The organism is Nonomuraea sp. IBHARD001 (genome assembly GCF_056106265.1).
Genome location: NZ_JBWBBW010000002.1, coordinates 2,525,006 through 2,550,043, shown reverse-complemented (window position 1 = coordinate 2,550,043; position 25,038 = coordinate 2,525,006). Strand labels below are relative to the sequence as shown.

The 25,038-nt window shown below is 73.2% G+C and carries 21 protein-coding genes; 8 read left to right on the top strand and 13 right to left on the bottom strand.

Annotated elements, in window-relative coordinates:
- Positions 1-31: 31 nt before the first annotated feature.
- A complete protein-coding gene (locus ACTWNK_RS13815) occupies positions 32-3,010 on the bottom strand; it encodes a bifunctional [glutamine synthetase] adenylyltransferase/[glutamine synthetase]-adenylyl-L-tyrosine phosphorylase (protein WP_474304329.1) in 2,979 nt (992 codons plus the stop codon).
- Positions 3,007-3,618 carry a TetR/AcrR family transcriptional regulator gene (locus tag ACTWNK_RS13810; RefSeq protein WP_474304328.1) on the bottom strand — a complete coding sequence of 204 codons (612 nt, stop codon included), beginning with the start codon at positions 3,616-3,618 and terminating at the stop codon, positions 3,007-3,009. The genes ACTWNK_RS13815 and ACTWNK_RS13810 overlap by 4 nt, the downstream gene beginning before the upstream one ends.
- Positions 3,619-3,709: 91 nt before the next feature.
- Between ACTWNK_RS13810 and ACTWNK_RS13805 the strand changes: the two genes are divergently transcribed.
- On the top strand, positions 3,710-4,249 hold the full coding sequence (locus ACTWNK_RS13805; RefSeq protein WP_474304327.1) for an HXXEE domain-containing protein: 540 nt from the start codon (positions 3,710-3,712) through the stop codon (positions 4,247-4,249).
- Here the strand turns inward: ACTWNK_RS13805 and ACTWNK_RS13800 are convergent.
- Positions 4,246-4,923, bottom strand: a complete 678-nt coding sequence (locus ACTWNK_RS13800) for a type 1 glutamine amidotransferase (RefSeq protein WP_474304326.1) — start codon at positions 4,921-4,923, stop codon at positions 4,246-4,248. The genes ACTWNK_RS13805 and ACTWNK_RS13800 overlap by 4 nt on opposite strands.
- A gap of 36 nt (positions 4,924-4,959) precedes the next feature.
- Here ACTWNK_RS13800 and ACTWNK_RS13795 point away from each other — a divergent pair, with 36 nt between their 5' ends.
- Positions 4,960-5,811, top strand: a complete 852-nt coding sequence (locus ACTWNK_RS13795) for an alpha/beta hydrolase (protein ID WP_474304325.1) — start codon at positions 4,960-4,962, stop codon at positions 5,809-5,811.
- Between the two features lie 56 nt (positions 5,812-5,867).
- On the opposite strand, the gene ACTWNK_RS13790 is transcribed toward ACTWNK_RS13795, so the two are convergent.
- Positions 5,868-6,584, bottom strand: coding sequence for a PaaI family thioesterase (locus ACTWNK_RS13790; RefSeq protein WP_474304324.1), 717 nt, complete (start codon positions 6,582-6,584; stop codon positions 5,868-5,870).
- Positions 6,585-6,869: 285 nt separating this feature from the next.
- Here ACTWNK_RS13790 and ACTWNK_RS13785 point away from each other — a divergent pair, with 285 nt between their 5' ends.
- Together ACTWNK_RS13785 and ACTWNK_RS13780 are read left to right on the top strand one after the other, a co-directional pair.
- Positions 6,870-8,111: a serine hydrolase domain-containing protein gene (locus ACTWNK_RS13785; protein ID WP_474304323.1), complete on the top strand. Its 1,242-nt coding sequence runs from the start codon at positions 6,870-6,872 to the stop codon at positions 8,109-8,111.
- A 34-nt stretch (positions 8,112-8,145) separates the two neighbouring features.
- Positions 8,146-8,901 carry an AraC family transcriptional regulator gene (locus ACTWNK_RS13780; protein WP_474304322.1) on the top strand — a complete coding sequence of 252 codons (756 nt, stop codon included), beginning with the start codon at positions 8,146-8,148 and terminating at the stop codon, positions 8,899-8,901.
- On the opposite strand, the gene ACTWNK_RS13775 is transcribed toward ACTWNK_RS13780, so the two are convergent.
- Positions 8,835-9,227 carry a VOC family protein gene (locus ACTWNK_RS13775; protein WP_474304321.1) on the bottom strand — a complete coding sequence of 131 codons (393 nt, stop codon included), beginning with the start codon at positions 9,225-9,227 and terminating at the stop codon, positions 8,835-8,837. The genes ACTWNK_RS13780 and ACTWNK_RS13775 overlap by 67 nt on opposite strands.
- A 52-nt stretch (positions 9,228-9,279) precedes the next feature.
- Positions 9,280-10,641: a type I glutamate--ammonia ligase gene (gene glnA, locus ACTWNK_RS13770; RefSeq protein WP_474304320.1), complete on the bottom strand. Its 1,362-nt coding sequence runs from the start codon at positions 10,639-10,641 to the stop codon at positions 9,280-9,282.
- A gap of 169 nt (positions 10,642-10,810) precedes the next feature.
- Here glnA and ACTWNK_RS13765 point away from each other — a divergent pair, with 169 nt between their 5' ends.
- Genes ACTWNK_RS13765 through ACTWNK_RS13755 form a run of 3 tightly spaced genes read left to right on the top strand, consistent with a single transcriptional unit; the run spans position 10,811 to position 13,183 of the window.
- A complete protein-coding gene (locus ACTWNK_RS13765) occupies positions 10,811-11,356 on the top strand; it encodes an EF-hand domain-containing protein (protein WP_474304319.1) in 546 nt (181 codons plus the stop codon).
- Complete coding sequence (locus ACTWNK_RS13760; protein ID WP_474304318.1) at positions 11,353-12,303, top strand: terpene synthase family protein; 951 nt, start codon at positions 11,353-11,355, stop codon at positions 12,301-12,303. Before ACTWNK_RS13765 ends, ACTWNK_RS13760 begins: the two co-directional genes overlap by 4 nt.
- A 31-nt stretch (positions 12,304-12,334) precedes the next feature.
- A complete protein-coding gene (locus tag ACTWNK_RS13755; protein WP_474304317.1) occupies positions 12,335-13,183 on the top strand; it encodes an expansin EXLX1 family cellulose-binding protein in 849 nt (282 codons plus the stop codon).
- 26 nt (positions 13,184-13,209) lie between these two features.
- Here ACTWNK_RS13755 and ACTWNK_RS13750 read toward each other — a convergent pair whose 3' ends face one another.
- Positions 13,210-14,172, bottom strand: coding sequence for a DUF5937 family protein (locus ACTWNK_RS13750; protein ID WP_474304316.1), 963 nt, complete (start codon positions 14,170-14,172; stop codon positions 13,210-13,212).
- Between the two features lie 60 nt (positions 14,173-14,232).
- Between ACTWNK_RS13750 and ACTWNK_RS13745 the strand changes: the two genes are divergently transcribed.
- Positions 14,233-15,444, top strand: coding sequence for an MDR family MFS transporter (locus tag ACTWNK_RS13745; RefSeq protein ID WP_474304315.1), 1,212 nt, complete (start codon positions 14,233-14,235; stop codon positions 15,442-15,444).
- On the opposite strand, the gene ACTWNK_RS13740 is transcribed toward ACTWNK_RS13745, so the two are convergent.
- From ACTWNK_RS13740 to ACTWNK_RS13715, 6 genes are all read right to left on the bottom strand, one after another.
- Entirely contained in the window at positions 15,434-16,603 is a 1,170-nt protein-coding gene (locus tag ACTWNK_RS13740; RefSeq protein ID WP_474304314.1) for a methyltransferase, read from the bottom strand. The genes ACTWNK_RS13745 and ACTWNK_RS13740 overlap by 11 nt on opposite strands.
- 32 nt (positions 16,604-16,635) lie before the next feature.
- Positions 16,636-17,676: a radical SAM protein gene (locus tag ACTWNK_RS13735; RefSeq protein ID WP_474304313.1), complete on the bottom strand. Its 1,041-nt coding sequence runs from the start codon at positions 17,674-17,676 to the stop codon at positions 16,636-16,638.
- A gap of 9 nt (positions 17,677-17,685) precedes the next feature.
- Positions 17,686-18,846 (bottom strand): cytochrome P450, encoded by a 1,161-nt coding sequence (locus ACTWNK_RS13730; RefSeq protein WP_474304312.1) that lies wholly within the window; start codon positions 18,844-18,846, stop codon positions 17,686-17,688.
- 20 nt (positions 18,847-18,866) lie between these two features.
- Positions 18,867-20,627 (bottom strand): ABC transporter ATP-binding protein, encoded by a 1,761-nt coding sequence (locus ACTWNK_RS13725; protein WP_474304311.1) that lies wholly within the window; start codon positions 20,625-20,627, stop codon positions 18,867-18,869.
- Between the two features lie 189 nt (positions 20,628-20,816).
- Positions 20,817-23,417, bottom strand: coding sequence for a class III lanthionine synthetase LanKC (gene lanKC / locus ACTWNK_RS13720; protein WP_474304310.1), 2,601 nt, complete (start codon positions 23,415-23,417; stop codon positions 20,817-20,819).
- Positions 23,418-23,428: 11 nt separating this feature from the next.
- Positions 23,429-25,000 carry a cytochrome P450 gene (locus ACTWNK_RS13715; RefSeq protein ID WP_474304309.1) on the bottom strand — a complete coding sequence of 524 codons (1,572 nt, stop codon included), beginning with the start codon at positions 24,998-25,000 and terminating at the stop codon, positions 23,429-23,431.
- Positions 25,001-25,038: the final 38 nt, after the last annotated feature.

Below are 25,038 nucleotides of genomic sequence, written 5' to 3'. Positions count from 1 at the left end.
TCATCACCGCCCGCAACCCCATCGAACACTCTCAGTCTGCGTAGAACACGCGCTCCACCACAGATCGGGCCCTGCGCGTGATCCTGCGGTAGTCCTCGACGAAGTCCTCCGACCCGTCGCTCTGGTAGCCGAGCGTGCGGGCCAGCAGGCGGCGCTCGCGTACGTCGGCCGGGATGGAGTCGGCCGCCCTGCCCTTGACCAGCATGATCGCATCGCGGACGCGGGAGGCGAAGCGCCAGGACCCGGCCAGCACCCGCTCGTCCGCCTCCTGCAGCAGGCCTTCGGCCACGGCCGCGGCCAGCGCACGAAGTGTCCTGGTCGTGCGCAGGGCCGGGCGTGCGCCCGCATGCCTGAGCTGCAGGAGCTGGGCCACCCACTCCACGTCGGACAGGCCGCCCCTGCCCAGCTTGGTGTGCAGGGCGGGATCGGCCCCCCTGGGCAGCCGTTCGGCCTCCATCCGCGCCTTCAGCCTGCGGATCTCGCGCACCGCCTGGTCGGGCAGGCCGCCCGCCGGGTAGCGCAGGGTGTCGGCCAGGGCCTCGAACCTGGCGCCGAGCCCGGCGTCCCCCGCGCAGTGCCTGGCCCGCAGCAGCGCCTGCGACTCCCACGGCGAGGACCAGCGCGCGTAGTAGGCCGCGTAGGAGGCCAGGGTGCGCACCAGCGGCCCCTGACGGCCCTCGGGGCGAAGGTCGGGGTCGATGAGCAGCGGCGGGTCCGGTCCCGGCAGGGCCAGCAGCCTGCGCAGCTCGTTCGCCACGGCGAAGGCCGCGTCGCTCGCCGCCCTTTCGCTCGCGCCCTCGATCGGGTCGTGCACGAACATCACGTCGGCGTCGCTGCCGTAGGAGCACTCGACGCCGCCGAGCCTGCCCATCGCGATCACCGCGAACACGGTGGGCAGCGGCGCCCTGCCCTCCAGCTCGACCTTGGCCACGGCGGCGCGCAGGGCGGCCTCGATCGTGACGTCGTTGAGCGCCGACAGCGCGGCCCCGACCTGCTCGATGCCGGACAGTCCCGCGATGTCGGCGACAGCAGTGCGCAGCAGCTCCCTGCGCCGCAGTCCTCGCACGGCGGCGACGGCCTGCTCGGCGTCCTCGCCGTGGCGCGAGACTGCCGTGAGCGCCTCGGCGCGCAGGGCCGGGGCCGGGCGGGGCGCCAGGTCTGTGTCCGAGCCGAGCAGGGCGACCGCCTCGGGTGCGTTGAGCAGCAGCCCGGTGGCGTATCTGCTGGTGCCGAGCACGCGGGCCATGCGTGAGGCGACGGCGGTCTCGTCGCGCAGCAGCCTGAGGTACCAGGGTGTGGCGCCGAGCTTGTCGCTGACCTGCCTGAAGCCGAGCAGCCCGGCGTCGGGGTCCGGCGTGTCGGCGAACCAGCCCAGCATGACCGGCAGCAGGGTGCGCTGGATGGCCGCACGGCGCGACAGGCCCGAGGTGAGCGCCGCGATGTGCCGCAGGGCGCCCTGCGGATCGGTGTACCCGAGTGCGACGAGCCTGGCCGAGGCGGCGCTCGCCGACAGTCTGGCCTCCGCCTCGGGCAGCCTGGCCACCGCCTGCAGCAGCGGCCGGTAGAACAGCTTCTCGTGCAGCCGCCGCGCCTGCCTGGCGTGCCGCCGCCACTCGGCCGTGAACTCCCCCACCGGATCGGCGCTCGCCCCCAGCGCCCTGCCGAGCCGCCGCAGACCGGCCTCGTCCGATGGCACCACGTGCGTGCGGCGCAGCCGGTGCAGTTGCAGCAGGTGCTCGACCCGGCGCAGGAAGGAGTAGGCGTCGGCCAGCGTTCGGGCGTCCTCGCGCCCGACGTAGCCGCCCCTGGACAGCGCCGCGAGCGCGGGCAGCGTCGCACGCTCGCGCAGCCGCTCGTCCAGCCTGCCGTGCACGAGTTGCAGCAGCTGCACGGCGAACTCGATGTCGCGCAGCCCGCCGGGCCCCAGCTTGAGCTGCCGCTCGCCGTCGGCGCCCGCGTGCGCCTCGACCCTGCGGCGCATGGCCTGGACGTCGGGAACGAAGTTGTCGCGGGTGGCCGCGCTCCACACCAGGTCGCCGACCGCCGCGACGTAGGCGGCGCCGAGGTCGAGGTCGCCCGCCACCGGCCTGGCCTTGAGCAGGGCCTGGAACTCCCACGTCTTGGCCCAGCGCCGGTAGTAGGCCAGATGGCTGGCCTGCGTGCGCACCAGCGGGCCTGACCTGCCTTCGGGACGCAGGTTGGCGTCGACCTCCCACAGCGCGCCCTCGGGCGTCGTGTCCGAGCAGGCCCGCATCATGGCCTGGGCCAGCCGGGTGGCGGCCCTGAGCGCGGTGCTCTCGTCGGCGTCCTCGCGCGGCTCGGCCACGAAGATCACATCGACGTCGCTGATGTAGTTGAGCTCGCGCGCTCCGCACTTGCCCATGCCGACGACCGCCAGCCTGACCAGGCCCGAGGCGTCGGGGTGCTCGGCGCGCGCGATCGCGAGTGCGGCCCGCAGGGCCGCCGCCGCCAGGTCCGACAGCTCCCGCATGACGTCGGCCTGCGCGGCGCGGCCGGTCAGGTCACGCGCGGCCAGGCGCAGCAGCCTGCCCCGATAGGCGACACGCAGGGCGAGCATGGCCTGGGCGCGCTCGCCCGCCGCGATCGGCTCGGCCGCCCCGGGATCGGCTCCCACCGCGCCGAGCAGCTCGGCCTCCGCGCCCTCCGCGCCCGGCGGCCCGCCGATCAGCAGGCGATGGCCCGGATGCCGTACGAGGTGCTCGCCCAGGGCCGCGCTGACCCCCAGGACGGCGAGCAGCCCGGCCCGCATGTCCTCGTCGGCGAGCAGGTCGGCCACCACGCCCGGATCGCGTTCGGCCAGGCGGGTGAGCGAGAGCAGGGCGAGATCGGGATCGGCCGTCGCGCCCAGCGCGTCGAGCAGGACGGCGGCGTCCGGCCGGCCGAGTTCGAGGCCGAGCTCGGCGAGCAGGCGTTCGGCCCTCGGCCCTTCGGCGAAGCCGAGCCTGGCCAGCCGTCCTGCCGTGGAGTCCATGCGGGGCACGCCGCTCATCCCCTCCCGGGCCGCGAGGTGTGCTCGCCTCCATCCTCGCAGGCGCGCTCTCCTGCGCCTCGGGGGCGCGGCGGGAGCACGGCGTCGACGACCTCGGCGGCGAAGCCCGGCCCGACGGACTCCTGGCGCAGCAGCACCCGGACCCAGACCGCGCCGCCGACCAGGTCGACCAGCAGTTTCGGGTCGGCGTCGGCCGCCAGCTCGCCCCTGGCCACCGCCCTGGCGAAGATCGGCGCCTCCCGCTCGAACCGGTCGGCGAAGAACGCCTTGGTGAGCGCGCCGATGTCGGGCTGACGCGCGCCTCCGGCCATGGCCAGCACGACGGCCTCGGTGCCGGGCGCGGTGAGCAGGGCGATCACGTGCTCGGTCAGCGCGATCAGGTCGCCGCGCAGGCTGCCGGTGTCGACCGGCTCGAAGTCGAGCACGCCCGCCTGCAGCAGGGCGGCGCTGAGCAGGGCGGACTTGGAGGGCCACCACCGGTACAGCGTCGTCTTGTTGACGCCCGCCGCCAGCGCGACGCCCTCCACGGTGAGCCCCTCGTAGCCGTGCTCGGCGAGCAGTCTGAGCGTGGCGTCGAAGATCTCGGCTGCGGCTCTCGGGCCTTTCACGTCGGCGGTCCTCCTCTAGGCGCGGTGTCCTGCTCATGATACTAATGCAACGCAACGTTGCGTTGTATTCTGTTCAGCTGTGGAGGTGGACATGACCGGACTCTCCCCCGTCGTCGCCTGGGGGCTGCTCGGCGCCTGGATCGTGCACGACGCCGAGGAGGTGGCCACGATGGCCGACTGGGTACGGCAGGCCGCGCCGGTGCTGGCCGAGCAGTTCCCGCAGGTGCCGTGGGAGCGGGCCGAGCCGTCCCAGGCGCAGGTGAACACGGCGATCGGCCTCATGGGCGTGCTCGTCGCCACCGCCGCCGCCCGCGGGGCCGCGACCGGCGGGCGCAGTCCGCTGTTCCAGACGGTGCTGGCCGGGTTCGGGGTGCACGGCGTGGTGCATCTGGCGCAGGCCGCCGCGTGGCGCGGGTACACGCCCGGCCTGGTGAGCGCGCCGCTGGTCGTGCTGCCGTACTCGGCATGGGCGTGGCGCCGCCTCCGGGCATCGGGCGTGCCGGTGGCGGCGGGTGGCGGCGTGCGGGGGGCGGCGCTGTTCCCGCTGGCCGTCGTGGGGGCGCACGCGCTGGCCCACGTCCTGACCCGCAGGCGCAAGCGGCCCGGACGCCGCGATGAGCGCCGGCTCTAGGCGGTCACCACGGCGGCGAAGGCGTGGGCGAGGGGACGCCACTGGGCGTGCAGGCGCTCGTCGGCTGCCTTGACCTCGGCGTCGAGGTCGGCGGCCGGGCGCCCGTCGAGTTCGAGCGCGTTGGCCGTCCAGGTGGTGAAGATGCCCGCGCCCGCCTCCGGATGGAACTGCACGGCCCAGGCGCGCCCGCCCAGCCGGTAGGCCTGGTTCGGATAGCGCGTGCCGGTCATCAGCGGCACGGCGCCGTCGGGCAGCACGGTCATGGCGTCCTGGTGGTACTGAACGGCGGGCCCGGCCCCGATGCCGCCGAACAGCAGGTCGCCATCGGCGGCGGGCAGCGGTGCGACCTCGCCGAGCCCGACCTCCAGCCCGGCCGTGCCCCGCTCGACGACGCCGCCGCAGGCCAGCGTCATGAGCTGCCCGCCCAGGCAGATCCCGAGCGTCGGCAGCCCACTGCCCACCGCCTCGCGCAACAGCCGACGGGTGGGGGCGAGCCAGGGGTAGCCCGCGTCGTCCCACGCCGACGCCTCCCCGCCGAGCACGATCAGCCCGCCGTCGGCCCGTGCGGGCACGGTCTCGCCCAGATGCGCCCTGACGACGTCGCACTCGACCCCGGCCTCGGCCAGCCAGTGCCCGAAGAGTCCGATGGGTGCGGCAGGCTCGGACTCGATCACACAAATACGCATATTTCACTCTCTACCATGGACTTCATGGAGCTTGACGACTTGGACGGCCTGCGTATCACCCGCTTCGGCACCGGCCCGCGCATCGTCCTCGCGGTGCACGGGATCACCGCCTCATCGATGGCCTGGAACGGCGTGGCCAGGCGACTGCCCGAAGGCTGGTCACTGGTGGCGATGGACCTGCGCGGCCGGGGCCACAGCGCCGATCTGCCCGGCCCCTGGGGCCTGGAACGGCACGCCGAGGACGTCGCCAGGGTCGCCGACCACGTCGGGGCCGGACCCGATGCCGTGCTGACCGGCCACTCGATGGGAGCGGCCGTCGCGGTGCTGGTCGCGGCCGAGCGCGCCTTCGAACGCGTGGTGCTCGTCGACGGCGGCCTGCCCTTCCCCGCGCTGCCGCCGGAGGCCGACGTGGACGAGGTGATGCGCGAGACGCTCGGCCCGGCGGTCGCCAGGCTCAGCCGGACCTTCGCCGACGCCGAGGCGTATGTCGACTTCTTCAAGGCCCACCCCTCGCTCATCGGCAACTGGACGGCCGACTTCGAGGAGTACGTGCGCTACGACCTCACCGGCGAGCCCGGGGCCCTGCGCTCGCGGTGCGTGCCCGAGGCGGTGATGCAGGACGGACGGTGGCTGCGTACCCAAGGGGAGACGATCGCCTCCGCGCTGGCGCGGATCGGCACGCCGCCCCTGCTGCTGCGCGCCCGTCGCGGGCTGCTGAACCAGGACATCGGCATGTTCTCCGACGAGTGGGCCGCGCACTGGGTGGGCCGGGTGCCGGGGCTGCGCGACGAGCTGCTGCTCGACTGCAACCACTACACGATCATGAGCACCGAGCCCGCCGTCTCGGTCGTCGCCGGGCGCCTGACCGAGGGCTGAGCCGGGCCGGGGAGCGCTCCTCGCGCTGAAGGAGCGCTCCAAAGCCGGCCGTACGGTCAGCGCGGGGTGATCCAGGTGGCCTTGGCCGAGGCGACGAGCGTGCCGTCGACCTCGTACAGGGCGCTCTCGCCGAAGAGCTTGCGGCCCTCGACGCCGGTGGCGCGTGCCACGACGGAGTAGGCGCCGCCGGGGTAGAGCCTGCGGTGGATCTGCAGGCTGAGGCGGCCGAGCAGCGCGCTCTCGCCGGGGCCGAAGTGCGCCCAGCCGGTCGCGCAGTCGAGCACGGCGCCCACGATCGAGGTCGGCACGCCGTCGGCGTCGGCCACGGTGAACGGCACCCGCCATCCGGCCGCCACCACGCCGCTCTGCCCCGCCACGGGGCCGGGGAAGACGCGCAGGCCGTCGCCGGGCTCGCGCAGGCCGCAGGCGAAGCAGCCGGGGAAGGCGTGCCCGCTCCAACCGGCGAAGCCCTCCTCTGCCTTGGCCGCGTCGTTGAACGGCACGAAGGCGGGGGCGTCGAGCCGCTCGGCGACCGGGATGGCCTCGACCAGCAGCCTGTCCTCGTGCGAGAGCGTGGCGGTGTTGGCGACGTGCTCCAGGCGGAGCTCGGTCTCCAGAGGGGTGGGGGCGTGCAGCGTGACCTCGACGGCGGATCCTTGCGCCTGGAGCGCGTCGGCGACCGTTCCGGCGATCCAGCCGCCGTTCGCGATCCCCTCGGGACCGTTGAACCGCGCGGGAACCGACAGCACGGTCTGCAGAGCAGCCGTCGTCATGCCACACCCTCCTCATCGACCCCAAAGGGCCCACGGTGGCCAAACAGGCCAGAATCGCCATAACTAGGGTTAATAACAGACCAATTTTACCGGAGTGTCCGTTTGACCACTCAAGCAGGGGTCGATGACGAGCCGGTCAGTGGGCTGTAACGCAGATATGACCGTACAGCTTCCCTTGCCCTCCCCTATCCGTAATATATGGATCTTCATGACACGGATGTGACTCGGGGGCCGGAAGTGACAGTGCTCAGCCGTAGAAATCTTCTCAAGGCAGGGGCCGGTCTCGTGCCCGCCGCCTTGATCGCCGAGCCGGCCAGGGCCACCGTGCCCGTGCTGCCCGGCAGCGGCACCGGCGCGCTGCCCGCCGCGCTCGCGCCGTTCGACACGATGATCAAGAAGTACGTCAAGGAGCGCGAGATCGGCTGCGCCCAGATCGCGGTCGCGCGCGGCGGCAAGATCGTGCTGGCCAGAGGCTACGGGCAGATCCCGCAGCCTGCGCCCGCCGGTTCGGGCGGCACGCCGTACCTCGCCAGGTTCTCGCTGGTGCGGCCCACCTCGCTGTTCCGCATCGCCAGCCTCAGCAAGCTGGTCACCGCCGCCGCGATCATGCGGCTGGTCCAGGACGGCAGGCTCAGCCTGGCCGCGCCGGTCGCGCCGCTGCTCGGGCTGTCCACCACGGGCGACGCCAGGCTGGCCGACGTGACCGTGCGCAGGCTCATGCACCACCTGGGCGGCTGGGACAGGGACGCGGCCGGGTACGACCCGCTGTTCGTCGACAGGACCGTGGCGAGCACGCTGGACGTGCCGCTGCCGATCGGGCACGCCGACCTCGTCCGCTACATGGGCGCCAAACCCCTGCAGCACGCGCCCGGCTCCACGGTGTCCTACAGCAACTACGGCTACCTGCTGCTCGGCCGGATCGTCGCCAAGGTCTCGGGACAGAGCTACGAGTCCTACGTGCAGCAGAAGATCCTCTCGCCGCTCGGCATCACCAGGATGCGGCTCGGCAGGAGCGCCAGGACCAAGGCCGCGCCCGGCGAGGTGCCCTACGTCTCGACGTACACGGGCAAGAGCGTGCTGGACGACTCCGGTGCGACCGTGCCCTTCCCCTACGGCGGGTTCAGCGTGGAGCTCGGCGACGCCAGCGGCGGCTGGCTGGCCTCGGCCGTCGACCTGGTCAGGCTGACCACCGCGTTCGACAAGCCGGGCGCCGTGCTCAACGCCTCCTCCATCACCCAGCTGTTCGCCAAGCCGGAGACCGGCGCCAACGCCAACGGCTCCTGGTACGGCGGCGGCTGGTGGGTACGCAACCAGGGCGGCGGGCTCAACACCTGGCACACCGGCTCGATGGCGGGCACCTACACCTTCCTCATGCGCACCTACGAGGGCCTGGCGTGCGCGGTGACGCTGAACCGCCGCCAGGAGGGCTCGGCGCCCGACTTCGGGGCGATCGACCCGCTGCTCTGGGAGGCGATCAGGGCGGTCAAGACCTGGCCCTCGGTCGACCTGACCAGCACGTACTTCTGACCGGCCGATCGACAGGCACGGCATACTGCGAAGGGTGTATCGGGAACGCGCCTCGCTCGTGCGGGGCGCAGTGGTGTGGCATCGGCCGGGCGGCGGCGCGCGATCGCACGCGCTCGTGCTGCCCGACGGATGCATGGACGTCATCTGGTCCGACGGCGAGCTCGTCGTCGCCGGGCCGGACACGACGGCGCACCTGGCCGAAGGGCCGCCCGGCGCCTCCTACACCGGTCTGCGTTTCGCACCCGGCACCGCGCCCGCCGTCCTGGGCGTGCCCGCCCACGCGCTGCGCGACCTGCGGGTGCCGCTGGCCGACCTGTGGCCGGGCCCGGAGGTCGCCAGGCTGACCGAGCTGGCCGCCTCGGGCACGGCGACCGGGCGGCTGCTCGAACGGATGGCGCTGGCCAGGCTCGCGGACGCCGATCCCGTCGACCCGATGCTCGGCGCCCTGGTCGAAAGGCTCGGCGGCGGTGCGAGCGTGGCCGGAGCGGCCGAGGGGCTCGGGCTCGGCGAACGGCAGCTGCACCGGCGTTCGCTCGCGGCCTTCGGCTACGGGCCCAAGGTGCTGGCCCGCATCCTGCGCATGCAGAGGGCGCTGGCCGCCGCCAGGTCCGGCCTGCCCCTGGCCGACACGGCCGCGCACGCGGGCTACGCCGACCAGGCCCACCTCTCACGCGAGATCAGATCGCTGACCGGCAGCTCGCCGAGCGCCCTGCTGCGTCCCGCTCAGGCGCCGGGCAGCGGTGCGAACAGGTCGACGCCGTTGCCGTCGGGGTCGAGCACGACGGCGTAGCGCTGCCCCCAGAACGCGTCCCACGGCTTCAGCTCCCCGTGGTGGCCCGCCTCGACCAGCTCGGCGTAGACCCGGTCGACCTCCGCCGGGTCGTCACAGGCGAACGCGAGCGAGCCGCCGCCCTTGCCCGGCACGAAGTCCGGCGAGAACGAGCGAATCGTCTCCACCGTGTCCCAGGCCAGCTTGAGCCCGCCGGGCAGCTCGTGCTCGACATGCGGCAACGCGTCGGCCTCGGCCGCGACCTCAAGGCCGAGTCTGCGGTAGAAGGCCAGGGAGGCGGCCATGTCGGCCACGACGATCTCGATAACGCTCAGTCTTGGTGCCATGCACCCAAGCTACCGACACGCCCGCGCCCCGGTCTTGAACGAATCGGACACCTCACAGCACCGGCAGGTACCGCCCGAGCTCGAACTCCGTGACCTGACGGCGGTACTCACGCCACTCGGTGCGCTTGTTGCGCAGGAAGTAGTCGAAGACGTGCTCGCCCAGCGTCTCGGCGACGAGTTCGCTGCGCTCCATCACGCCGATGGCCTCGTCGAGCGACTGCGGGAGCGGCTGGATGCCGAGTGCCCGGCGCTCGGCGCTGGTCAGCGCCCAGACGTCGTCGGCCGTCGCGGGAGGCATCTCGTAGCCCTCCTCGATGCCCTTCAGCCCGGCGGCCAGGACCAGGGCGAAGGCCAGGTAGGGATTGCACGCGGAGTCGAGCGAGCGGAACTCGATCCGGGTCGAGCCGCTCTTGTGCGGCTTGTACATCGGCACGCGCACCAGCGCCGAGCGGTTGTTGTGCCCCCAGCAGATGTAGGAGGGCGCCTCGCCCCCGGCCCCCGCGATGGCCTCGACGTCGCCCCACAGCCGCTTGTAGGAGTTGACCCACTGGTTGCACACGGCGGTGATCTCGGCCGCATGCCTGAGCAGCCCGGCGATGAACGACCTGCCGACCTTCGACAGCTGGTACTCGGCGCCGGGCTCGTAGAAGGCGTTGCGGTCGCCCTCGAACAGCGACATGTGCGTGTGCATGCCCGAGCCGGGGTGCTCGGTGAACGGCTTGGGCATGAACGAGGCCCACACGCCCTGCTCCAGCGCGACCTCCTTCATCACCAGCCTGAAGGTCATGATGTTGTCGGCCGTGGTGAGCGCGTCGGCGTAACGCAGGTCGATCTCCTGCTGGCCGGGCGCGCCCTCGTGGTGGCTGAACTCCACCGAGATGCCCATCGACTCCAGCATCATGATCGCCTGACGCCTGAAGTCGTGGCCGGAGCTGTGCGGGGTGTGGTCGAAGTAGCCGCCCGAGTCGATCGGCTCCGGCTTCTCCCCCGCCGCCGGGCGGTTCTTCAGCAGGAAGAACTCGATCTCCGGATGGGTGTAGAAGGTGAAGCCCATGTCGGCGCACTTGGCCAGCGTGCGCTTGAGCACCCAGCGCGGATCGGCGTGCGAGGGTGAGCCGTCCGGCATGAGGATGTCGCAGAAGATGCGCGCCGCGCCGGGCGACTCGCTGCGCCAGGGCAGGATCTGGAAGGTCGAGGGGTCGGGCTTGGCCAGCATGTCCGACTCGTAGACCCGGGCGAATCCCTCGATGGCCGAGCCGTCGAAGCCGATGCCTTCGGCGAAGGCGCCCTCCAGTTCGGCCGGGGCGACCGCGACCGACTTCAGGAAACCGAGCACGTCGGTGAACCACAGCCGGATGAACCGGATGTCGCGCTCCTCGAGAGTACGGAGAACGAACTCCTGCTGGCGGTCCAAGGCATCCCCTTGCGCGAAGACATGTCTGATCGCCTCCCAGTCTGCCCGCTATGTGTTTCGAGCACGTTACGAGGGGTCACGGGGCGGGCCAGGACCGGTCGCGCCTGACTGACAAAGCGCACGTGCCGTCCTAATGTGATCACGCAGATTCGTCTCGGGGGAGGCAGACATGGCCACTGAGCTGCGTAAGCGCAAGCTCGACCGGGCCTTCGGGCACATGGACGTCACCGGCAGGGGGCAGATCGAGCGCGACGACGTGCTCGGGCTCGGCGCCCGCATCCTGGTGGGCTTCGGCGAGTCGCCGACGACACTGGCGGGCAGCAGGCTCATCGACGGGTTCGACGGCATCTGGCACACCCTGTACACCGCCCTGGACCGCGACGACGACGGGCGCATCTCCGCCGAGGAGTTCCACACGGGCATGACCTCGGCCTTCATCGAGGGCGACAGGTACGAGCCCGTCTTCAACCCGGCCGTCGAGGCCGTCGCGGCGCTCTGCGACGGCGACGGCGACGGGCGGATCGGGCCGGTGGAGTTCAGGATGATGCTGAGCGCGTTCGGCACCGCCTACGACGACGTGGACGAGGCCTTCGACCGGCTCGACCGCGACGGCAGCGGCGCGGTTGCGGTGGCGACGCTGGTGGAGGCCGGTCGCCAGTTCTACACCGGCGACGATCCGCACGCCCCCGGCAACTGGCTGTTCGGACCGCTGTGACCTCCCCGGCGGGAGTGGCCGCCCTCGAAAGGGGCGCCGGGGCACGCGCGGTGCTGGGCGGGCTGGCCGCGTGCGTTCCCGCGATGGCGGCGCCGTGCCGTACGCATCGGGCGGTCTATGCGATCGAGGCCGCGCTGATCGACTGGTCGCGCAGGAGCGGGCTGCCGGTCGACCCGGCGGCCGGGCAGCACCGGATGGCGGCCCGCGCGTTCGCCGAGTTCGACGCGGAGCGTGCGGCGCTGTTCGGCCAGTGGCTGGTGTGGCTGTTCCATCTGGACGACGAGCTGGACGAGCGCGGCGGCAGCCTTGAGGTGTTCCCCGCGCTGCTGGAGATCGCCGAGGGCGGCGGCGAGCACGGCGGGCCCGCGCTGGAGTCGGCGTTCGCCGGACTGTGGCGGGCGACGGCGGCGCCCATGGGCCCGGCCTGGCGGGCCAGGTTCGCCGCCGCTCTGGCCAGGCAGGAGCAGGCGTGCCGGATCGAGGCCTACAACCGCCGCCACGGCCTGCGGCCCGCCCTGCGCGACCTGCCCGAGCTGCGCAGGGACACCGGCGGCCCGTGGATCTACGACGTGGTCGAGGCCTGCCTGCTGGTGGAGGTGCCCGCCTGGCTGCACGCGAGCGAGCCGTGGCAGGACCTGCGCACCGCGTGCGCCGACGCCGTCGCCTGGTGCAACGACCTGGCCTCCGCGGGCAAGGAGCACGGCGACCCGCACAACATGGCGGTGACGGCCGCTGCCGAGCTCGGCCTGGACGAGCGGGAGGCGGCCTCGTGGCTGGCCGGGCGGGTGGCCGCGCGCTGCGCCGACATGAAGGCCGCGGCCCGGCGGCTGCCGCTGGCCGAGCTGCCCGCCGTACAGGCGCGTGCGGTGAGCAAGGTCGCCTGCGCGTATCTGGCCGCGCCGAGGGCGCATCTGGAGTGGGCACTTGAGTCGGAAAGATATACGTAACGTCATCGCTTGATTTCGCTATGTACTCAGCATGGCGCGACACGCGAAACGCACGATGCTGCGGCGGCGAGGGGTGATGGGCCTGTCGGTCCTGCTGGCCCTCGCCGTCTCGTTGTGGACGGTCTTCATCGTGCGCGACGCGACCTGCGCGTCCGCGGCGGACCGGCGGCCGGTGCCGCAGGTGACCAGATCGGGCAAGGCGCTGTTCTACCAGGCGAGCACCCCCGAGGGGAACTGCTCGCTGGCGGGCGCGGCCCGCACCGACCTGTTCGCCTCGGTCTCCACCAAGGAGTACGCCGGATCCCGCGCGTGCGGCGGCTACCTGGACGTGACCGGACCACGCGGCACCGTACGCGTCCAGGTCGTCGACCACTGCCCCAGCTGCGATCCCGGCGAGCTCGACCTGAGCCAGGCGGCGTTCGCCAGGATCGCCAGGCCCGGCCTGGGCGTCGCGGACGTCGTCTACGCCCAGGTGCGCGACCCGCGACTGCCGTCGGCGCTGGCCTTCAGGGTGAAGGAGGGCTCCTCCAGGCGCTGGCTCGCCGTCCAGGTCGTCGACCACGGCAATCCGCTCAGCGGTGTCGAGATCAGGCACGAAGGCGCGTGGCGCGAGCTGACCAGGGGCGCCGACAGCTACTGGGTGGCGGGCGACGGCGCCGGGGCGGGCCCGTTCCGGCTGCGCGTGAGCGACAGCGAAGGCCATGTCAAGACCGTCGAGGGGCTCAAGCTGAACCCGGGCGCCCTGCAGCGCACCACCGTCCGCCTGTACGGCGCGAGCACGTCGGCCCCCGCCTCCCCGCTGCCGCCTCCCCCGCCCGTCACCGGCCCGCCGTCCGTCCAGCCCTCCGAGGCGGCCAACACCACCACACCCGCCTGCTGATCGGACCTGCCGATCAGACCTGCTGATCAGACGGCGTCCGCCAGTGCGTCTCCCGTGCTCGTGCGCCGGTAGACGACCTGGCGGCCGACCCTGAGCCCTACGGCGAGACCGCCGCCACTGAGCACGCCCAGGTGCTGGCTCACCGCGCCCGCCGTCAGCTCCATACGTCTGGCCAGCGCGGTCGTGGTGGCGGGCTCGGCCAGCGCGGTGAGGATCCGCGCCCTGGTCCGGCCGAGCAGCGCGGCCAGCGCCTCGGGCGCGGGCGGCGGGCCGTCCAGCCACAGGGTCCCGACGCCCTGCACCGGGTAGACGAGCATCGCCTGGTACGGCGCCGACATCGTGGCCACCTTCGGCCAGTAGAAGGCGCTGGGCACCAGGACGAGCCCGTTGCCTTCGAGGCTGCCGACCTCGCACCAGGTGGTGTCGACGGTCAGGGTGCCGCCGACGAGGGTGACGGCGGGGTCGAGCCCGGCGAACAGATGGTGGGCGCCTCCCGTGGCCAGGTCGCGCGAGCGGCGCAGCACGTCGCGTTCGAGCAGGCCGTACACCCTGGGCCAGAACTCGGCGAAGCAGGAGTCCCAGTAGGCCTGGAGGGTGTCGGCGGCCCTGCGGATCCCGGCGGCCGGGTCGGCCCTGAACCTCGCCAGCACCTCGGGATCGCCGCCCGGCAGGTCGTCGAGCTCCTGCGCGGCCTTGGCCGGGCACGTCTGGCGTACCCTGGCGAGTTCCTCGGCGAAGTCGGGCATGGAGGTGTCGGGGGGCGGGGTGAGGAAGTCGGCGATGTAACCGCCGGGCGGGACGAGGGTGAACAGCTCACGCAGGTCGAGATCGGCCAGGCGCGGCCTGACGGTCTTGAGCCAGGGCAGGTGCAGGCCCTGTCTGGCCGGGTCGCGCAGGGTGCGCAGGCTGGCCACCAGCTCCCACAGCGGTGAGAACGCGAACCTGATCCGCGCCACGTCGTCCGGTGTCATCACCCATTGAGCACCCATACCTTTTAGTGTGACGTAAATGGTTCGCGACCGAAACCCGACTTGCCGGACTCTTGGCTCGTGACGCTGACCGAAACCTCCTTCATCCAGACAAAGCTCGGCGGTCTGCCCCGGCCGTTCTGGGCCCTGTTCGGCGGGTCCCTGATCAACCGGGTCGGCACGATGGTGCTGCCGTTCACCGGTGTGTACCTGACCCAGGCGCGTGGGCTTTCGGTCGCGGCCGCAGGTCTGGTGATGGCGTTGTTCGGGGCCGGATCGCTGCTGTCGCAGGTGGCGGCCGGCTGGCTGACCGACAGGCTGGGCAGGCGTGCCACCCTCAGCGGCGCCATGGTCGCCACGGCCGTCACGATGCTGGCGCTCGGCTACAGCACGACGCTTCCCGCCATCCTGGTGTCGATGTTCCTGCTCGGGCTCGTGGTCGACGCCTACCGGCCGGCCTCGACCGCGCTGGTGGCCGACCTCGTCTCGCCCGTCGACCGGCCGAGGGCGTACGGGCTGCTGTTCTGGGCGATCAACCTGGGCTATGCGATCGGGATGACTGCGGGCGGCTGGCTGGCCTCGCTGGGGTTCCTCTGGCTGTTCTGGATCAACGCGGTGACCTGCCTGGTGTTCGGCGCCCTGGTCTGGCGCGCGGTGCCCGAGACCAGGCCCGAGCACGGCCAGGCCGAGGGCGGCGGCTTCCTCGACGTGCTGCGCGACGGGCTGATGGTCGCCTTCGCCCTGGCCACGCTCGCCCAGGCCGTCGTGTACGCCCAGACGTTCACCACCCTGCCCATGGCCATGACGACCGGCGTCGGACTGAGCACCGGGGCCTACGGCCTGGCGATGGCGCTCAACGGCGTGCTCATCGTCGTCGTACAGCCGCTCGTCTCCGACTGGCTCGGCCGCCGCGACCTCGGCCGCACCCTGGCGCTCGGCGTGGCGATCATGTCGGTCGGCTTCGCGCTGACCGCCTTCGTGACCGAGGTGGCCGGGTTCGCGCTCACGGTGGCGCTGTGGACGGCGGGCGAGATCGTCACGGCGGGCATCGGCGGCACGATCGTCGCCGCACTCGCCCCCGTCCACCTGCGCGGAAGGTACTCCGGCCTGTACGGCCTGGCCTGGTCGGGCGCCACGCTGCTTGCCCCCCTGCTGGGCGGCGTCCTGCTGGACAAGGGCGTGCACGCGCTGTGGTTCACGACCGGGGCGTTCGGCCTGCTGTCGGCCGTCGCGCTGCTGGCCATGGGCCCGGCCATCCGGCGTCGCGCGACGGCCGCACAGCTCAGCGCCTGACCGAGCGCAGCACCACGAACTTGGCGTCGCTCGCCACCGTCTCGCAGTTGCCGAACAGCCTGCGCAGCTTGGCGTGGTAGCCGAGATGCCGGTTGCCCACGACGAACAGCTCGCCACCCGGCCGCAGCACGCGCTTGGCGCCGGTGAACATCCGCCAGGCCGTGGCGTCGCTCAGGCCCCGGTGGGAGTGGAAGGGCGGGTTGTTCAGCACGACGTCGACCGAGCCGCTCTCGACCTCCTCCAGCACGTCGCCGACCGCGAAGTGCGCCTTGGCCCCGGTGTTGGCCGCGAACGTCGCCTCGGCCGAGGCCACCGCCTGGTAGGACTCGTCCAGCAGGAGCACCTCGGCCTCGGGATTGGCCAGCGCCACCGCCAGCCCGACCACGCCGTTGCCGCACCCCAAGTCGACCACGCGCTCGGGGCCCCGCGTCGCGGGCAGGTGACGCAGGAAGAGCCGCGTGCCGATGTCGAGCCGATCGGCGCAGAAGATGCCCGCGTGGTTGGTGACGGGCAGCCCCGAGACGATGCCGACGTCGCCGGGCAGGTCGTAGACCAGCGGCCACGGGCTGCCGCCCGACCCGAGGACGGCCGGGTCCGGCGTGCAGAAGATCAGCCGGGCCTTCCTGGTGGCCAGCGAGGTACGCGTCGGCCCGAGCACCGACTCGACGAGTCGCAGCGTCGAGGTGTGGATCTCGGTGACCATCCCGGTCCCGACGACGAGCGTGCCCTCGTGCACGGCGGGGGCCAGGCGGTGCAGCTGGTCCTCCAGGAGCGCGAGGCTCTTGGGCACGTGGAACAGCAGCACGTCGATCCGCTCCGGCGGCGCGTCGGTCGTGGCCAGGAAGGTGACGGCGTCGGCGGGCAGCCCGTTGCGGCGCAGGTTGGCGCGGGTCGCCTCCTGGGTGAGGTAGGAGTCGCTGATCTGCGCCGGCCGGTGCCCGGCCAGCGCCGTGGCGAGCGCGCCCCACCGGTCGCCGAGCACGACGACCGTGCCCGCGAGCGGCACCGGCGCTTGCGTGCCGCCCGGCAGTCCGGGCTCACCGGCCAGATGGCGCAGCAGGTATTCGTCGGCGGCGTCCCAGGCCCGCAACTGCTCACGCGGGTCCTCGGGATAGCGCATCAGGTCGAGATCGCCGGTCGGCGCGGAGAAGAGGCTCATCGTGACTCCAGGCTACCGACAGCCCGGCTGTCCTACCGGCCGCCCGGAGCACCGCCCCGGGGGACGTACGCGGGACGGCGGGCGATGCGGTCCCTGACGGCGTCGGAGCCGAAGTGGTGGTCGATCGCACGGGTGGCCTCGGCCCACTGGCGCATCGTGCGTACGGGGGTGAGGGTGGCGACGACGAACGGGTCGCTCCAGCGTGCGACGGCCCTGCGCCACAGCTCGGGCGCCGGATCGGTGAGCAGGTTGCCGATCGTGCCCTCGTAGGCGGGCATCGCGCGTACCTCGCCGTCGGGCTCGATCTGCAGCGCGGGGAAGAACTGGCCTTTGGCGATGCGGTCGGGGTGCATCTGCAGGGCCAGGTTGTCGGTCGCCGTGACGTGCACGGACGGCGGTGCGAGCGCCCTCAGCCGTGCGGTGCGGGCGGGCGAGCCGAGGTGTTCGGCCTGCTCGTCCGACAGCAGCTCGTGCTCGGCGAACCCGGCCCGGCTGGCCAGCCCCTCGGGCACGACGGCCCCGAACGAGACGAAGCCGAGCGAGGGGTACTTCGGCACGACCGCGGTGAGGAACGGCTCCACCTCCTCGATGTTGCCGCGCACGACGACATAGTCGACGCCGAAGCCGAGCGGCCTGCTGACGGCGGCGGCGTCGAGCAGGGCCAGTGTGCTCATCGCCCGGTCGAAGGAGCCCTTGCGGCCCCTGATGCGGTCGTGCGTGGCCGCCGTCGCGCCGTCGACGCTGACGCTGACCCGGAAGAAGGAGCGGGCGATGTCGTCGATCATCTCGGGCCTGACGGTCCAGCCGCCGGTGAACAGCGCGACCTTGATCCCGGCCGCCGTGATGCGCTCGACGACGTCGAACAGGCGGGGCACCAGCAGCGGCTCCCCTCCCGCGATCGAGACGCCGAGCGGCCGCATCGCGACGAGCGCGTCGGCGGCCCGCAGCAGGTCGGAGCCGCTCAGCTGACGTGCGGGACGACGGCCGGACTCGGAGTAGCAGTGGGTGCACCGCAACGGACAGGCATAGGTGATGTCCCAGATGACCTCGAGCGGATGGTCGGGCACACGCACGGCAGGCTCCTAGCGGTCGGTGACGACGACGAGCCGCCTGGTCCCGGCCCGGGTGGGCGCGGGCCCCTGATCGGCGGCCAGGCGCAGCCGTGGGAACCTGCGCAGCAGCGTGCCGAAGGCGACGGCGGCCTCGGCCCTGGCCAGTGCGGCGCCCAGGCAGTGCCGATGGCCGAGCCCGAAGGCCAGATGCGGGTTGACCGTACGGGCCGGGTCGAAGGCGTCGGGCTCGGCGAACCTGGCGGGGTCGCGGTTGACGGCGGCCAGCGCGCAGTGCACGCCCTCTCCCCTGGCCAGTGCGACGCCCTCGACCACGGCGTCCTGCCTGGCATACCTCGACGACAGCGCCGTGGGCGTGATGTGCCTCAGCAGCTCCTCCACCACCGCCGTCAGCTCCCCCGGCTCGGCCGCCGTGCGCGCCCACCGGCCGGGCGTGCGCAGCAGCAGCTCGACGCCTTCGGTCAGCAGCCTGGTCACCGGCCGGTGCCCGGCCACCAGCAGCAGCCGCAGCGCCGACAGCATGTCGCGCGGATCGGCGTCCGGGTCCAGCCCCATGGCGCTGATCAGGTCGTCGCCGGGCACCGCCACGCGCCCGGCGATGACCGCCCTGAGCTGCCCGGCGAGCACCAGCCCCGCCTGCTTGGTGACCGGCGTGCCCACTCCCGCCTGCGCGATCCACCCGTACACGTAGTCGTGCACGTGCCCCCGCCCCTCCTCGGGCAGCCCGAACAGCTCACACAGCACCGCCACCGGGTACGGCCTGCAGAAGGCGGCGACGAGGTCGACCGGCTGCCCGGCGGGCACGGCGTCGAGGAGGCGGTCGCACTGCCGTTGAAGGCGTGGGGTCAGGGCGGAGACCCGGCGGGGGGTGAGCTGTCTGGAGATCATCCGGCGCAGCCTGGCGTGCTCACGCTCGGGCAGGAAGAACAGGTCCTCCTCGTCGGGCAGTTCCTCGCCGCGCGGCTGGTCGCGGGTGGGCCACAGCTGCGGCGGTTCGCCGCGCAGGAGCGGGTCGGCGAGCGCGCGGGCGGCGGCCTCGTAGCCGGTGAGGAGCCAGCCCGGCTCCCTGCCGCCCATGTTCACGTGCCGCGGCCCGCCGTCCTGACGCAGGCGGCCGAGGGCGTGCAGGTCCCTGAGCATCTCGACGGTGAGGAGCGGCAACGCGTCGTCCATGGGGAGCTGTCTCCTTCGGGTCAGCCGGTGGCGGCGAGGAACTGGGTGGCGGCGAGTTCGGCGTAGAGCGGGTCGCAGGCGACGAGCTCGGCATGCGTGCCGACCGCCTTGACCCGCCCGGCGTCCACGACGACGATGCGCTCGGCCAGCGTCACCGTGGACAGCCGGTGCGCGACGACGAGCACGGTCGTGGTGCGGGCCGCCTCGGCGACGGTGTCGCGCAGCGCGGCCTCGTTGACGGCGTCGAGCTGCGAGGTGGCCTCGTCCAGCAGCAGCAGGCGCGGCCTGCGCAGCAACGCCCTGGCGATGGCGACCCGCTGGCGCTCACCGCCGGACAACTTGGCGCCCCGGTGCCCCACGGGCGTGTCCAGCCCCAGCGGCAGCCCGGCGACGAGCGCGTCGAGCCTGGCGGTGCGCAGCACGCGGGCCAGGTCCGCGGCCGAGGCGTCGGGCGCGCCGAGCACGAGGTTGTCGCGCAGCGTGCCGGACAGCACGGGCGCGTCCTGCTCGACATAGCCGATGGCCGAGCGCAGCTCCGCGACGGCCCAGCCGCGCAGGTCGCGTCCGTCGAGCAGGATGGCGCCGGAGTCCGGCTCGTAGAACCGCTCGATGAGGGAGAACATCGTGGTCTTGCCCGCGCCCGAAGGCCCGACGAAGGCCGTCATACCGCGCGGCGGCACGACGAAGCTCACGCCGCTGTGCACGGGCGGCAGGTCGGCCGCATAGCGGAAGCGCACGTCGCGGAACTCCAGCCCGGCGGGCGGCGCGCCCGGCGCGGGAAGCGGCGACGGCGGGGTGCGCGGCTCGGCGTCGAGCGACTCGGCCTCCTGGATCCTGGCCACGGCCGCCGCGCCCACCTGGTACTGGCTGACCGCGCCGACCAGCCCCTGCACCGGAGGCACCAGGTAGTACACGTACATGAGGAAGGCGATCAGCGTGCCCACGTCGATCGCGCCGGACGCCACCCTGGCGCCGCCGACGGCCAGCACGGTGAAGAAGGCGATCTGCATGGCCAGCTCGGCGGTGTTCCCGGCGAGCGCCAGCCACTTGGCCGCGCGCACGCCCGCACGCCAGGAGTCGTCGGCGGCGGCGTGGATGGCCGCCTCCTCACGGTGCTCGGCGCCCGACGCCTTGACCGTGCGCAGGGCGCCGAGCATGCGTTCGAGCGCCGCTCCCATGACGCCGACGGCGTCCTGGGCCGCCCGGCCCGCCCTGTTGACCCTCGGCATGACCAGCCGTACGACCGATCCGGCGCACACCAGCACGCCGAGTGTGACCGCGAGCAGCACGGGGTCGAGCACGCCCATGAGGACCACGGTCGCGCCCAGCATGATCGCACCGGTGGCCGCGCCGACCAGCGAGTCGGTGCTGACCTGGCGCAGCAGGGTGGTGTCGGCCGTGACCCGCGCCATCAGGTCGCCGGGCTCGGTGTGGTCGAGCGCCGAGACCCGCAGCCGCAGCAGGTGCGAGACCAGCCGCCGCCTGGCCGTGAGCACGATCGACTCCCCGGTGCGGCGCAGCACGTACTCGCCGAAGGGGCCGATCACGGCCGTGAGCACGACCAGGCCCGCCATCACCAGCAGCGCGCCTGTAAGCGGACGCGCGGCGCCGAGGTCGCCGACCAGGCGTCTGGCGGCCAGCGGGAGCATCAGCCCGACGCCGCCGGTGAGCAGGGTCAGCGCCCCGCCGAGCAGCAGGGGCCGCCACGAGGGCCGCATGTACCTCACCAGCACCCGCCACGCGGGGCCCGGTGTCCTGCGCTCTTCGAGCCGCGTCCGCACGGAGATTCCTCCCAGAGGGTCTCGGGGGTGATGGGATGGGCCGTGCCGGCGCCGGGGACGTAGCAGGTCCCCGGCGCCGGTCCGATCAGCAGGTCCCCGCGTACGACGTCACGTGGCTGTAGCACGGGTGCGCCGTCAGGGCGGCAGGGGCGTTGAGCGCCTGCAGTTGCAGGACACAGGCCATGGGGTTCACCTCCTTCCCAGCCTTTGCGGCTCCTCGAAGGCGCCGCCCCGATGGGCGGGCGAGCGCAGGTCGAGGAGGGGGATGATCGACGCGTTCCGGCCGAACGCGACGCCTAGGGCGGCCAGCACACCGGCCGCGCCGGTCGCCAGGTCCATGGACAGGCGCAGCAGCTGGTTGCCGGGGAAGGCCAGATGCCCGCGGAACGACAGCGCGTGCCAGGCCAGCCTGCGCACGTGCGCGCGTACGACCTGCTCGTCCTGCGGCACGCCGAGCAAGGTGAGCGCGGCGATCGTGCCCGCCCGGCCCATGAACAGGAACGGATGCCTGATGAACGGCGAGCGGCACGCCCGCCTGGCCCCTTCGACGGCCGCGGCCATGGCCGGGTCGTGCGCGGCGTCCGGGTACCTGGCCAGGACGAGGGCCAGGCCGCTGCTGCCGGTGCCGAGATAGGCGTGGTAGCGGTTGCCTTCGAGCAGTTGGAAGGTGCCGTCCGGCATCGACCTGCCCCTGCCGATCTCGCGGCGCAGGGCCAGGCCCGCCAGGTCCAGGTGGTGCGGCAGACCGCTCACCTCGTGCAGGCGCAGCAGGAAGGCGGCCACCCCGGTGAGGCCGTGCTGCAGGCCCACCCGGCTGCCGGGCCCGAGCATCGGCGAGGAGTCGTCGAGCAGCTCCCGGGCCAGCCTTTCGCCGATGCGCACGGCCTCGGCGGTCAGGTCGGCGTCGCCGGTGCGCTCACCGAAGTGCAGCAGGGACAGCCCGGCGCCCGCGAGACCGCCGTGCAGGCCGGGTGTGACGAGGTCGGCATGCCGTGCGCGGGCCCGTTCCAGCATCTCCAGCGCCTCCTGGGCGCGGCCGAGCGTGTCGAGGACCGCGGCCACGCCGTGCAGGCCGTCGAGCAGGCCAGGCCTGGGGCGCTCGGCCGTACGGGCCGCTCTCAGGAGCCAGGCGACGTGCTCGTCGGGCACCTCGCACCCGCTCCGGTGCAGGGCCCACAGCACTCCGGCCGCGCCGTTGGCGACGGTGTGGCCGCCGGAGACGAACTGCTGGGGGTCGCCGGGGAAGAGCCTGTCGGCGCGGCCGGGCGTGGCGCTCGCCGCGATGCCGGAGGCCAGCGAGTCGCGGATGGCCGGCCAGTGCGGCTCGGCCGTGGCGAACATCAGCGCGGGCAGGTCCTCACCGAGCGGCGGCCTGCCTTCGCCGAGCCTGCGCACCAGCCTCGGGCCGAACGCCTCGGGCACGGGGAAGTGCTCGACGATGACGCCGGTGAGGCTGGCCAGCTTGACCGGGTCGCGTTCCTGCAGCGGGCTGATCGGCAGGAACATCCATTGGCGCAGGCAGTTCAGGACGTAGTCGTCGGCGGCGCGCCCGGTGAGCCCGGCGGGCGCGGTGAAGCCGGGCGCGGCCAGGCCGGGCACGCGGGTGTCGTCCAGGTCGGCGGCTATCTCGAAGTCGATCAGCGCCACGCGCCCGTCCGGCCTGACGATGACGTTGCCGGGATGCAGGTCGGTGAAGCGTACTCCCCTGGCGTGCACGGACATGAGCGCGTGGTCCACCTTGGCCAGCACGGCGACCGCCCACCGCGTGTAGGCGGCGCGCTCGGCCGCCGTGGGGTCGGGCCCGACCAGCGGGTAGCGTTCGAAGACCGCCTCCATCAGCGTCGTGCCCTCGATGTACTCCTCGACCAGGAAGTGGTGCTCCCAGACGACCAGCCGGCCGAGCAGGCGCGGCACGCAGTCCAGGCCGTCGAGGCGGCCCAGGATCGCGGCCTCGCGCTCCAGCCTGGCGACCGCGTCGGCGCCGTCGCGGTCCAGCCCCGCGTGCGGCCTGGCCTCGCGCAGCACCACATAGCCGCCGCCTTCGGCCTCGCGCGCCAGGTAGACGCCTCCCGCGTTGGAGAAGTGCAGCGGCCGTTCGATCAGGTACGGGAAGCGCTCGCCGCCCTGGCCCTCGCGTCTGGCGATGGACTCGCGCAGGATCTCGGGCACCGGGGCCCAGTCGGGCACGGTGAACACCGGCGACCTGTCGTCGGGGACGAGCCGCCCGTCGGGAGCGCGGACGGCATACACCGGCTCGCCGTCCGGCCCGGCGTAGGTCATCGGGACGAAGGCCCCATATCTCACATAGACCGTCGAGTCCAGATAGCGCAGGTCACTGAGGATGTACGGCCCGCCGCGGCCGTGCAGCAGGGCGGCCAGTTCGGGGAGCGCCCGGCTCAGCTCGGCCTCGTCGCGCGGGTAGAGCGTGAGCAGCTTGCCGCTGCCGCCGCGATCGGCGTACTTGCCGTTGAGCAGGCGCATCGCGGCCCGGCTGCGGAGGAACTTCATCGCCGTGCCCGTGGTCAGGCAGTAGTCGACGACCAGGTCGCAGACCGCGGCGGCGTCGGCGTCCGATGCCGAGACGTGGATCTTCCAGCCCTGCTCGGGCAGTGCGGGACCCGGCGGGCGCAGCACGATCCACAACGCGTTGGGCGTCGCGCGCCAGCCTTCGGGCGGCTCGCGGCGCGCGGCGGCGAACAGGTCGGCCTCGTCGGGCAGGCGGGCGGGCGTCTCGAAGAAGACCGGATCGGCCTGGCAGTAGGCCAGCAGCTGGGGAATGGTCGCGTCCATCGCGGGGCCTCCTAGGGCCTGGGCACGGCCGGGGCGAGCACGACCGGCAGTTCGAGCAGGTAGCGCACACGGTTGTGCCGGTAGTGCAGGCTCCGCGGGTCGTGGGCGAACGCCAGGCGGGGGAAACGCCTGGCGAGGGTGCCGAGCGCGATCTGCGCCTGGGCCCTGGCCAGCGCCGCGCCGGGGCAGAAGTGGTGACCGTGCCCGAACGCCAGATGCGGATTGGCGCCGCGGGTGATGTCGAGCGCGTCCGGGTCGGCGAACACCGAAGGGTCCCTGTTGGCCGCCACCAGCGAGGCCGCGACCAGGTCGCCTTCGGGCACCAGCGCGCCGCCGACCCGCACCGGGGCCGAGGTGGTGCGCGCCAGCCCCACGGGGAACGGCGTGACCACCCTGAGCAGCTCCTCCACCGCCGGCTCCACCAGCGCGGGGTCGCCGGTCAGCCGTTCCCACTGGGCGCGCTCGCCCAGCAGGGCGGCCACCCCGTTGGCCAGCAGGGTGGCCGGAGCCCGGTGCCCGCCGACCATGAGGAACCTGGCCGCCGCCACCAGGTCGGCCTCGTCGAGCGCGTCGCCTTCGGCCTCGACGGCCCAGCCGAGCAGGTCGTCGGCGGGCACGCGCCCGCGTCCGGCGATCAGGGCGCGCAGCAGCTCGTCGATGTCGGCGCGCGGATCGGGCGGACCGGCCGCCAGGTGGACCAGGAGCCAGTCCCGGATGCGGGCGCGCTCGTCCGGCGGCACGCCGAGCAGGTCGCACAGCACGATGACGGGCAGCGGCCTGGCGTAGGCCTGGACGAGGTCGGTGACGCCTTCGGGGTCGAGCGCGTCGAGCAGGCGGTCGGCCTCGCGCTGGATGCGGGGGCGCAGGTCCCGCACGCGCCGGGGCGTGAGGTGCCTGCCGACCAGCCTGCGCAGCCTGGCGTGCTCGGCGGCCTCCAGCGTGATGAGGTCCTGCTCGCCCCGGTGCGTGATGCCGGGCGTGGCCGACTGCGGCCTGAACCCGGCCGTGATCGCGACCTCGGCCGTCAGGGCGGGACAGGCGAGCGCGGTGGTGGCCGCCTCGTGACCGGTGATGATCCACGAGCTGGCCACACCGGGCGCGTTGACCCGGTGGATCGTTCCAAGGTCACGCAGGCGTGCGATCACGTCCGGGTCGTTGAGCAGGACGGGGGTGAGCGCGGGCAGCCTGGCCGGGCAGGCCGCGGACCGGCTCGCGGCCTCGTCGATCTCGTCGAGGAAGGCCGAGGCCACCACGGGGTCCGGCGTGCCGAGCAGCAGCACCGGGCACGACACCTCGCCCGCGCCCAAGGCCCCCTCGCCCGCCGCCCCGACGGCCAGTACGGCGGCCACGCGTTCGGGGTGCCGGTCGGCGACCGTCAGCGCGGCGACTCCCGCCACGCCGTAGCCGATGAGGACGGCCCGCTCCGGGCTCGCCGGGTCGGCCAGGTAGGCGGTGACGGCGTCGGCGCAGGCCCCGGCCTCGTGCAGCGGCACCTCGGGCGTGCGCACGCTCCTGCCTTCGGCGCGGGCCAGGCCGGCCGTGTCGTGACCGAGTACCACCAAGGCCAGTGTGCTCGTCGTCATCTCGGCTCCCCTTCCGGATACCTGCGATGATCCGGGGA